The sequence below is a fragment of the Gordonia sp. AC31 genome, assembly GCF_031844505.1.
Classification (GTDB): domain Bacteria; phylum Actinomycetota; class Actinomycetes; order Mycobacteriales; family Mycobacteriaceae; genus Gordonia; species Gordonia hongkongensis.
In genome coordinates, this window is sequence record NZ_JAUZVK010000001.1 from 597,876 (window position 1) to 607,867 (window position 9,992).

10 protein-coding genes are annotated in these 9,992 nt (G+C 68.0%); 3 read left to right on the plus strand and 7 right to left on the minus strand.

Features of this window, described 5'->3' with window-relative positions; translation table 11 throughout:
• Positions 1-35 precede the first annotated feature (35 nt).
• The 6 genes from Q9R39_RS02880 to Q9R39_RS02905 all read right to left on the minus strand — a co-directional run bounded on the left by Q9R39_RS02880 (position 36) and on the right by Q9R39_RS02905 (position 4,648).
• Positions 36-416 carry a CrcB family protein gene (locus Q9R39_RS02880; RefSeq protein ID WP_211539432.1) on the minus strand — a complete coding sequence of 127 codons (381 nt, stop codon included), beginning with the start codon at positions 414-416 and terminating at the stop codon, positions 36-38.
• Positions 401-865 (minus strand): fluoride efflux transporter CrcB, encoded by a 465-nt coding sequence (gene crcB / locus Q9R39_RS02885; RefSeq protein WP_211539433.1) that lies wholly within the window; start codon positions 863-865, stop codon positions 401-403. The genes Q9R39_RS02880 and crcB overlap by 16 nt, the downstream gene beginning before the upstream one ends.
• A gap of 15 nt (positions 866-880) precedes the next feature.
• Entirely contained in the window at positions 881-1,363 is a 483-nt protein-coding gene (locus tag Q9R39_RS02890; RefSeq protein ID WP_211539434.1) for a DUF6790 family protein, read from the minus strand.
• 14 nt (positions 1,364-1,377) lie between these two features.
• Positions 1,378-3,258: a propionyl-CoA synthetase gene (locus Q9R39_RS02895; protein ID WP_311277060.1), complete on the minus strand. Its 1,881-nt coding sequence runs from the start codon at positions 3,256-3,258 to the stop codon at positions 1,378-1,380.
• 119 nt (positions 3,259-3,377) lie between these two features.
• A complete protein-coding gene (locus Q9R39_RS02900; protein ID WP_058253689.1) occupies positions 3,378-3,977 on the minus strand; it encodes an MSMEG_1061 family FMN-dependent PPOX-type flavoprotein in 600 nt (199 codons plus the stop codon).
• Between the two features lie 26 nt (positions 3,978-4,003).
• Positions 4,004-4,648, minus strand: a complete 645-nt coding sequence (locus Q9R39_RS02905) for a universal stress protein (protein WP_311277061.1) — start codon at positions 4,646-4,648, stop codon at positions 4,004-4,006.
• Positions 4,649-4,808: 160 nt separating this feature from the next.
• Between Q9R39_RS02905 and Q9R39_RS02910 the strand changes: the two genes are divergently transcribed.
• Positions 4,809-5,981 (plus strand): histidine kinase, encoded by a 1,173-nt coding sequence (locus Q9R39_RS02910; RefSeq protein WP_307848069.1) that lies wholly within the window; start codon positions 4,809-4,811, stop codon positions 5,979-5,981.
• Entirely contained in the window at positions 5,978-6,664 is a 687-nt protein-coding gene (locus Q9R39_RS02915) for a response regulator transcription factor (protein ID WP_211539438.1), read from the plus strand. Before Q9R39_RS02910 ends, Q9R39_RS02915 begins: the two co-directional genes overlap by 4 nt.
• An 11-nt stretch (positions 6,665-6,675) precedes the next feature.
• On the opposite strand, the gene Q9R39_RS02920 is transcribed toward Q9R39_RS02915, so the two are convergent.
• Positions 6,676-7,935 (minus strand): helix-turn-helix domain-containing protein, encoded by a 1,260-nt coding sequence (locus tag Q9R39_RS02920; protein WP_211539439.1) that lies wholly within the window; start codon positions 7,933-7,935, stop codon positions 6,676-6,678.
• 155 nt (positions 7,936-8,090) lie between these two features.
• Here Q9R39_RS02920 and Q9R39_RS02925 point away from each other — a divergent pair, with 155 nt between their 5' ends.
• Positions 8,091-9,956, plus strand: coding sequence for an NAD(P)/FAD-dependent oxidoreductase (locus Q9R39_RS02925; RefSeq protein ID WP_211539440.1), 1,866 nt, complete (start codon positions 8,091-8,093; stop codon positions 9,954-9,956).
• Positions 9,957-9,992: the final 36 nt, after the last annotated feature.

The window sequence follows — 9,992 nt, forward strand, 5'->3', positions numbered from 1 at the left end:
CGGCGGGGCCGAATCGCGTTCTGGGCGGGTCTCTCTCACACCGTCCAGGCCGCGGCCATGCCCGCGGCGCATGCCGCCACCGAGGCGAGCAGCGTGATGACGGCGTACCCGCCGGCGACCAGCCGCTGCCTGTTCTCCGCCAGGCGGACCACCTCGAAGCTGGCAGTGCTGAAAGTCGTGTAGCCGCCACAGAATCCGGTCCCGAGGATGGCCTGCAGCTCATGTGGCGCACCGTGGAAGAGCACCAGGCCGGCGAGGACCCCGAGCAGTGCCGAACCGGTGACGTTGATCACGAAGGTTCCCCACGGCGTGATCGTCGGCCATCTCCACTTGACGGCACCGTCGACGACGAACCGCGTCACCGCACCCAGCGCGCCGGCCGCCATGACGGCCAGTGCGATCACCGCGCCGCCCATCGGGTCGTGAATTTCAAGGCGAGTGCGATCCCGCCGCCTGCCGCGAGCAGACCCAGCACGACGCTGACCACCGCGTACGCAAGTGCCGTCGCCACCGCCGAGGCGCGCGTCAGCTCCGAGATCTCCAGCGCGAACGTGCTGTAGGTGGTCAGCGCCCCGCAGATGCCGGTGCCGCCGAACAGCCGAACCCGCTGACGCCAGCCCTCGTCATGCCCCAGCCGCGCAAGAAGCTCCAGCAACGCACCGAGAACGAAAGCGCCGATGACGTTGACCGCGAAGGTCGCCCACGGCCAATGCCCGTCGGCGACCGGAAATGTCTTCTCCGCCCAGTACCGCACGCCCGTACCGATCAGCCCTCCCGCGAACACCCACGCGAGGGCGTGCACGCGTAAGTGCAGCGGGCGTTCGTCGGGATCGACGGGGAGCTCGTCGTGCTTGTCCATCTGCACGCGACCAAGTCTGCGCTAGGCGACGACCGTGTACAACACGATCAGGTAGACCGGCACCAGCACGTCGAAGAAGAAGATCGGTCCGGCATTGCCCGCCTTGAAGTTCCGGCGGGTCACCATCTCCCGTACATGTCCGACGGCCGCACCGAGATAGAACACGGAGAACGCGAGGATCGTGGCCAGGGTGAACTCGTCACCGAAACCGGAGGCGAGGACACCGAGCACGCCGGTCGCCAGACTCGCGAGACCGACCTCCCACTGCCACGGCGTCTTGGACGGCCAGCCGATCGATTCCGCGATCGGCTCGCCGAAAAACATGTGGCCGCAACCGGTCATCCAGCCCTGGACGCCGATCATCCACAGCACCGAGTTCTCGAGCAGATCCCGGCCGAGTTCGCCTCCCGGCGACAGCGCATCGATCACCGTCATGACGATCGTGCCGACCAGCCCGACGAACGGGACGAGGGCTATCGCAGTGCGGAGGATGCGGTCGCGCACGTCCTCGACGCCCGTCAGCCCTTGAGCTGCTCGGCGAGGGCGGTCAGCACGTCCGGGTCCTCGATGGTCGACGGGACGGTGTACTCCTCGTGATCGGCGATCTGGCGCATCGTCTTCCGCAGGATCTTGCCCGACCGCGTCTTGGGCAGTGCCGACACCACCGTGACGTCGCGGAAGGTCGCGACCGCACCGATCTCGTTGCGCACCTTGGCCACCAGCTCGTCGCGCAGCGTGTCCGCCTCGATGTCGACACCCGACTTCAGCACCACGTAACCACTGGGTCGCTGACCCTTGAGGTCGTCGTGGATGCCGATGACCGCGCACTCGGCGACCGCCGGATGCGAGGCCACGACGGCCTCGATGCTTCCGGTCGAAAGCCGGTGTCCGGCAACGTTGATCACGTCGTCCGAGCGGCCGAGGACGAACACGTAGCCGTCTTCGTCGATGTAGCCGGAGTCGCCGGTCAGGTAATAGCCGTCGAAGGCGGCCAGGTAGGACTTGCGGTACCGCTCCTCGTCGCGCCACAACCCGGCGAGGGTTCCGGGCGGCAGCGGCAGACCGATGACGATGTTGCCCTCCTCGCCCGGGTCCAGCGAATTGCCCTCGGCGTCGACGACGCCCACGCGGTAGCCGGGAACGGCGACCGTCGGCGAGCCCGCCTTGATCGGCATCGGCTCCAGCCCACGGAGATTCGCCGCGATCGCCCAACCGGTCTCGGTCTGCCACCAGTGGTCCACGACCGGGACACCGAGCACCTCCGAGGCCCACGTGAAAGTGTCCGGGTCGAGTCGCTCGCCCGCCGCGAACAACATCTCGATCGAAGACACGTCGTACTTGCTCAGTTCGGTGGCGTCCGGGTCCGCCTTGCGGATGGCGCGGATCGCGGTGGGTGCGGTGAACAACGCCTTCACCCCGTGTTCACCGATGACACGCCAGAACGCGCCCGCGTCCGGGGTACCGACCGGCTTTCCCTCGTACATCACCGATGTCGCTCCGACGAGGAGGGGCCCGTACACGATGTAGGAGTGTCCGACGACCCACCCCACATCCGAGGCGGTCCACCACACGTCGCCGGCGGCGATGTCGTAGATGTTCGCCATCGACCATGTCAGGGCCACCGCATGCCCGCCGTTGTCGCGGACGACGCCCTTGGGCTTCCCGGTGGTCCCCGAGGTGTAGAGGATGTACAGCGGATCGGTAGCCTTGACCGCGACCGGCTCGACCGGATCGGCACCGGCGAGCACGTCGTCCCAGTCGAGCCAACCCTCGTGATCCGCTGCGACACCGCCGATCTCGGGACGGTCCTTGACGATGACGACGCGCGGGGGCGTCGCCGACAACTCGATGGCCTTGGCCACCATCGGCAGATACTCGACGACCCGGCCCGGTTCCAGACCGCCCGAGGCGGTGAGGACGGCGACGGGCTCGGCGTCGTCGATACGGGTCGCGAGCTCACGGGCGGCGAAACCGCCGAAGACCACCGAGTGCACCGCGCCGATCCGCGCGCACGCCAGCATCGCGACGGCCGCCTCGGGAATCATCGGCATGTAGATCACCACGCGATCTCCGTAACCGATCCCCTGCCCGGTGAGGACACCGGCGAATCGCGAGACCTCGTCGAGCAGTTCGGCGTAGGAGTACCGACGGACCTCGCCCACCATCGCCGAGTCCCAGATCAGCGCGGTCCGGTCGCCGTGCCCCGCCGACACGTGGCGATCGAGGGTGTTGGCACAGGTGTTCAGGGTCGCGTCCGGGAACCAGCGGTAGAGCGGGGCGGCAGAGTCGTCGAGCGCGGAGGTGGGTGGGGTGATCCATTCGACGCCGGTGGCGGCGTCGAGCCAGAAAGCCTCCCGATCGTCGGCTGCCCGTGTGAACGCTTCAATGTACCGGCCCATGGCCATCCCTTCGCCGTCGTCGGTGAGGGCACCGGTGTCGTCGGTGCCGCATCGCCCTTCGAGGGTATCGGGGTGACCGGGGACACCGTGTTCGATCCCGCGCCCGCACCGCCGGCGGGTCAGTAGAGGTACGGACGGAAGCTGTCCTCGGTGAACCGTTCGTTGCCCGCTTCGGGCATCACGCGCCGGGTGATCTCCGCGACCGAGGGCAGCGCGTCGGGTCGCCATGAGTCCGGCTTCCACAGATCGGACCGGAGAAACGCCTTGGGACAGTGGTAGAACACCTCGTCGACGGTGATCTCCACCGCGAGGATCGGCCGCTTACCGCTGACCGTGAGGTCGTCGAAGTAGTCGGCGTCCTCGACGATGCGGGCGCGGCCGTTGATCCGCAGCGTGTCCCCGCGACCGGGTACGACGAAGATGGTGCCCGCATTGGGGTTCCGGAGTATGTTCACGTAGCCGTCGACACGACGGTTGCCCGGCCGCTCGGGTATCGCGATGTGCCGGTCGTCGATGACGTGGACGACCTTGCCGGCCGGGTCGCCCTTGGGCGACACGTCGATCCGTCCGAGTTCGTCGGCCGTCGCCAGGAACACCATCGGCGACTCCGCGAGCCATTCCCGGTCGACGGCGGCGAGTGAGTTCCGCGCCTTGTCGCGGATGATCTCCATCGGATGGCCGACGATCTCCCGCAGCCTCGACTCGTCGGTGATGTGCATCTGCACATCGTGTCACGCGGCCGTTGCTACGCGGGTCGCGGTGCGGGCGCCGGCCAGGGGAAGGTCCAGGTGGTGTCGCGGACATCATCGACCCGCGCAGCCCGACGGCGCAGATGGACCGACCCGTCGGTGACGATCAGGGTGACGTCGGCGTCGAGTCGTCCGGCGAGACGTCGGGCGGTCCAGCCCGGACGTGTCCCACCGGTACCGATGACGACGGCGCCGGCCTCCACCCGTCGGGCTGCCCGGTGCAGGACCGTCGTCGGGTCGCCGACCTCGCTCATGGTCGACACCGTCCGTGCACCATGCCACCTCGCGAGTTCGGCGGCGGTCCGCAGGGTCTCGTCGACTCCCGCCTGACCGGAGAGCAGATAGGCCTCGTCCTTGAGGGCGTCGTGGAGCGTGGTGCTCGCTTCTTTCCGACGACGCCGCGTGGCGCAGATCAGGATCAGGTCGCCGGAATCGCCGAGCAGTCGAACGGCGACCTTCACCGCACGCAGTGAGGCGTCACTCCCGTCGACTCCGACGACGACCGGACGGCCGAACCCCGCGTGGCCCGGCACCGGTACGCCACGCACCGCGTCGATCGGCGGGGCCAGGGCGGGATCTGTCGGCCCTGGTCGGGTCTCGAGGCGCTCCCAGCGCCGGGGTCGTGTCCGCAGCGTGCTCATGATGTCCTCCTCGGTCGGCGATATCGGCTGCTCACAACGCTATGGAGGCCAAAGTCCCGAGTCGCCATCCCGCGGGTTGACCGGTTCTCCACCCCAGGGTGGACAGCCGAATCCACCGTGAGGCGGACGTTCGGCAGTTCTGCGGAACTATCCTGGAACGGTGACGGGCTTCACAGCGGAGATGGGCGCGGGGCTGCGCCGGCGGATCGAACGGGCGGGCGGCGACTACCCGCCGCTGTACCCCGCGGTGATCCTGTCGTCGAGCGTCGTGGTCACCCTGGTGTCGACGGCACAACGTTTCCCGTTCGATCAGATCGGGTGGGTGATCGCGGCGCTGGTCCTCGCCGTGCTCTCGCTGGTGCTCGACCTGACCCTGCCGCCGACCTCGTACCCGTGCTCTGCGGTGATCACCAGTACGGTCTGCTTCCTCATGGTCCCGACGCCCACCGACGCCGCCCCACTCCAACTCGTCCTGGTGGCGGCGATCGCCGCCGCGATGTATCCCCTTCTCGGCGGACTGATCGTGACGGCGGCCTGCTTCGCCGTCATCGTGTGGTTCGGCGCCGTCGGCGGTCTCGAGTCACCGGCCATCTACGCGCTCGGCGTCGCGTGCGGTTGGCTGATCGGCTACATGATGCTGATCCAGAAGCGTCTGGCCGACAACCGGGCCCGGGTGCTCGCCGAGCGTGCCGACCGCGCCGCGAGCGACGAACGACAGCGGATCGCCCGCGAGATCCACGATGTCATCGCGCATTCCCTGTCGATCACCATGCTCAACGTCACCGGCGCCCGTCGCGTGCTCGAACAGGATCGTGACATCGAGGAGGCACTGGAGGCACTCTCCGACGCCGAACGCCAAGGTCGACAGGCGATGACCGAGATCCGCACCATCGTCCACGTATTGGGGACGACCGAGCCGACGGGATCGACGGCCCCGTCACCGGGCGCCGGAGACCTCGTCCGGCTCGTCGAGGACTACCGCAAGGCCGGCGTCGACATCGACTTCAGCCTCGTCGGCGACCTCACCGAGCTGCCACGTCCGGTCGGTGCGGCGCTGTATCGGATCACCCAGGAGTCCCTGGCCAACGTCGTCAGACACTCGGTGGCCAAGCAGGCCTCGGTCTCGGTGTCGGTGGCCGATGCGGTGGCTCTCACGGTCGAGAACCCGGCGACCGAGGATCGGCCTCGAGAATGCGACGGCACCGGTATCGAGGGAATGACCCAGCGCGCGGCACTGCTCGGCGGCACGCTCCACACATCACATCGCGCAGGCACCTGGTCGGTACACGCGACGCTGCCGTCGCGACCGGTCACCGCAGGGGTGCCCGTATGACGACGACCGCGCCCACCGATCCCGCGACCGACCCGATCCGGGTCCTCCTCGTCGACGACCAGGAGCTCATCCGTACGGGCCTGCGTCGCATCCTGCGCCTGCGCGACGGCTTCGACATCGTGGGTGAATGCGCGGACGGTTCCGGGGTCCTCGCGGGGATCGCCGAACACCGGCCCGACATCGTCCTGATGGATCTGCGGATGCGTGACGTCGACGGCATCACCGCCACCACGATGGTGCGCACCCTGCGGGAGCCGCCGCCGGTGCTGATCCTGACCACCTTCGACGACGACGCCCTGTTGTCCCGTGCCCTGCGCGCCGGAGCGGCCGGGTTCATCCTCAAGGATTCGCCGGCCGAGGCGCTGATCTGGGCGGTCCGCGCGGTGGTTCGCGACGGCGCGTTCCTGGATCCGGCGGTGACCGAACGCGTTCTCCATGGCTTCCGACGGTCGGGTCGCGAGCAGGTGAGCGCCGTGCCCGGGCTCACCGACCGCGAGACCGATGTCCTCCGCCTGATCGCGCGGGGCCGCACCAACGCGGAAATCGGTGCGGCCCTCGGTATCTCGCAGGTGACCGTGAAGAGCCACATCAACCACATCTTCACGAAGCTCGACCTCCGCGACCGGGCGGCGGCGATCGTATACGCCTTCGACCGTGGGCTCGTGGTCGCCGAGTACGACTGAGCCCGTGTAGATCAGTCGTGCACGGTGGTGATCTCGGGGGCGAGCACCTCGACGTCGACCCCGTCGACGAACCGGTACGGGCCCGCCACGAGCAGACCACCGAAGTGCTTGCGCAGCCGGGACATCTCGGCCCGGACGGTGACCGTTCGGTCGTCGACGCCGAACAAATGGTTCGACATCTGGGCCGCGGTGACGCCGCCGGGCCGTCGCGCCAGGAGGGTGAGGATCTCGCCGTGCCGGGGCGAACAGCGATGGGTCCAGGCACCGCTCGCGCCTTCGACGGTGACCTCGACGTTTCGGATACCCGGCGCGTCCGGCGGTACCCGCACGGTCACCCGTGTGGTCGATGCGTCCGAGGTCTCCGCGACGCGCACCAACCACCCGCCGGGCAACGCCTCGACGTCGCACTCCCCCAGCGCATTCACGAAGATGCGGCCGGGGCCGAGCCGCGGCGGCAGGATCAGTCGCGATCGCGGGGACACGGTGTCGACGGCGGCGACCCACCCGTCGGTGTCGACCGCCAACGCTGGGCCGGGCATGCGGGCGAGGATCGGCGCGGCCACCGCCCGCAACGAATCGAGCCGTCGGTGGTGGCTCTCGCGTAGTTGCGATTCGGCCAGCCGGGCGACCGCATGCACCAGCGCCAAGGTGGTCGGATGGATGGTGGCGGCCGGACCACTCACATCGACCACCCCCAACATCTCACCGGTCCGCGGGTCCTTGATCGGTGCACCGGTACAGGTCCACGAATGATGACTGCGCACGAAGTGTTCGGCAGAGAACACCTGCACCGAACGCCCGGACATCAGTGCCGTACCGATCGCGTTGGTCCCCACCGAGCCCTCGGCCCAGTCGGCACCCTCGACGAACCCGAGGGTGTCCGCGCGCGTGAGCACCCTCGACGATCCGCTCCGCCATAGCACGTGCCCATCGGCATCCGAGACGACCAGGATGTTGTCGCCATCGGCGATCAGCGAGTCGAGGCCACGTGCCAGCTCGTCCACGACCTCCGCCAGGCCGGAGCGTCGGCGGCGTTCCTCGAGCTCCTCGAGCTGAAGCGTCCGTTCCCCGGCACAGTCCACGTCCGGGTCGAGACCGGCACGCCGGAGTCGCTGCCACGAGTCGTCGATGACGCTCCGCGGACGCGCCGGCATGCGCCCGCCCGACATCGCCGCGTCGTGAACCGCGCTGAGAACGGACGCGAACTCGCGCGGATCGTCGCCGGCGTGCACCGCGGGCTCCAGCTCGGAGGCCGACTCGTAAGCGTTCATCTCTTCGATTGTGCGTCACGTCACAGACGACGACAACGTACCCCGCCCCTCGCAACCCCCTGCAACCCTTGCCGCCACCCGGCGCCGGGGCGTCTGCTGTCCACAACCCGCTGTGTTCCACATCACGTTCGCGGGGCACATCTCGAGGAGGCATCATGACTCAGACATTGGAACCGCTGGTCCATCTCGACCGCACCCCGCAGGAGCGGATGGACGCCTGGCTGCGTGAGTTCGAATCCGCACTCGCCGCAGACGACATCGCCCGCGCGACGAACGCGTTTCTGACCGACAGCTACTGGCGCGACCTGACAGCATTCACCTGGAACATCAAGACGGTGGAGGGCCACGAGCAGATCGCCGACATGCTGACCGCGCGTCTCGCGGACACCCGCCCGTCGAACTTCACCACCACTGAACCGGCCACCGACGACGGGGACGGCGTCGTCTCGGCGTTCATCGCGTTCGAGACCGCCGTCGGACGGTGTGAGGGACACCTGCGCATCCGTCGCGACGACGACGGCACCGACGGTGGCGGGCGCGACGCCGGGGAGGACAAGGCCTGGACGCTGCTGACGACGATGCAGGAACTCAAGGGACACGAGGAGTCGGCCGGCCCGAATCGACCGCTCGGGGCGGTGCACGGTTCCGACCCCGACACCCGTTCCTGGGCGGAGAAGAAGGCCGACGAGGAACTGTCGCTCGGACGGTCGGCGCAACCGTACGTGCTGGTGATCGGCGGCGGGCAGGGCGGTATCGCGCTCGGCGCACGACTCCGCCAGCTCGGCGTGCCGTCGGTCGTCGTCGATCGCCATGACCGTCCCGGGGACCAGTGGCGCAAACGCTACAAGTCGCTGTGCCTGCACGACCCGGTTTGGTACGACCATCTCCCGTACCTGCCGTTCCCCGACAACTGGCCGGTCTTCGCACCCAAGGACAAGATCGGCGACTGGCTCGAGTTTTACACCAAGGTCATGGAGGTTCCGTACTGGAGTAAGACGACGTGTCTGTCCGCTGAGTACGACGAGGCCGAGTCACGGTGGACGGTTGAGGTCGACCGGGACGGTGAGCGCCTCACGCTCCATCCGACGCAGCTGGTCCTCGCGACCGGGATGTCCGGCAAACCTGCCGTCCCTTCGGTCCCCGGGCAGGATGTGTTCGCCGGCGAGCAACACCACTCGAGCGCACATCCCGGACCGGACGGCTACCTCGGCAAGAAGGTCGTCGTCATCGGCTCCAACAACTCCGCGCACGACATCTGCAAGGCGCTGGTGGACAACGGCGTCGACGCCACGATGGTGCAGCGCTCCTCGACCCACATCGTGAAATCCGACTCGCTGCGGTCCATCGCCCTCGGTTCCCTGTACAGCGAGGAGGCGGTCGCCTCCGGGATGACGACCAAGAAGGCCGATCTCACCTTCGCCTCGTTGCCCTACCGGATCATGCACCAGTTCCAGATACCCGTGTATGACCAGATCCGCCAACAGGACAAGGAATTCTACGAACGACTCGAGGCGGCCGGCTTCGAGCTCGACTTCGGCGACGACGACTCCGGACTCTTCATGAAGTACCTACGCCGCGGGTCCGGCTACTACATCGACGTGGGCGCGAGCGAACTCATCGCCGACGGAACGATCAAGCTGGTCCACGGTCAACTGGACCACCTCACCGAGAATTCGGTGGTGCTCGCCGACGGGACCGAGATCGACGCCGACGTGGTCGTCTACGCCACGGGGTACGGATCGATGAACGGCTGGGCCGCCGACCTCATGGGACAGGAGGTCGCCGACCGTGTCGGAAAGGTGTGGGGACTCGGTTCCGAGACGACCAAGGACCCGGGCCCCTGGGAGGGCGAACAGCGGAACATGTGGAAGCCCACCCAGCAACCGGGCCTGTGGTTCCACGGCGGAAATCTGCACCAGTCGCGCCACTATTCGCTGTATCTCGCCCTACAGCTGAAGGCGCGATATGAAGGAATCCCCACGCCCGTATACGGCTTGGCGGACGTCCACCACCTGAGCTGATCACCAATGAGAAAGGCCCCGCAACCACGAGGGTTG

Bases quoted from the DNA above. Each gene is read 5' to 3' on its own strand.
- Q9R39_RS02880 (WP_211539432.1), bottom strand. From the start codon at position 416: ATGGGCGGCGCGGTGATCGCACTGGCCGTCATGGCGGCCGGCGCGCTG.
- Q9R39_RS02895 (WP_311277060.1), bottom strand. From the start codon at position 3,258: ATGGGCCGGTACATTGAAGCGTTCACACGGGCAGCCGACGATCGGGAG.
- Q9R39_RS02900 (WP_058253689.1), bottom strand. From the start codon at position 3,977: ATGCACATCACCGACGAGTCGAGGCTGCGGGAGATCGTCGGCCATCCG.
- Q9R39_RS02905 (WP_311277061.1), bottom strand. From the start codon at position 4,648: ATGAGCACGCTGCGGACACGACCCCGGCGCTGGGAGCGCCTCGAGACC.
- Q9R39_RS02915 (WP_211539438.1), top strand. From the start codon at position 5,978: ATGACGACGACCGCGCCCACCGATCCCGCGACCGACCCGATCCGGGTC.
- Q9R39_RS02920 (WP_211539439.1), bottom strand. From the start codon at position 7,935: ATGAACGCTTACGAGTCGGCCTCCGAGCTGGAGCCCGCGGTGCACGCC.
- Q9R39_RS02925 (WP_211539440.1), top strand. From the start codon at position 8,091: ATGACTCAGACATTGGAACCGCTGGTCCATCTCGACCGCACCCCGCAG.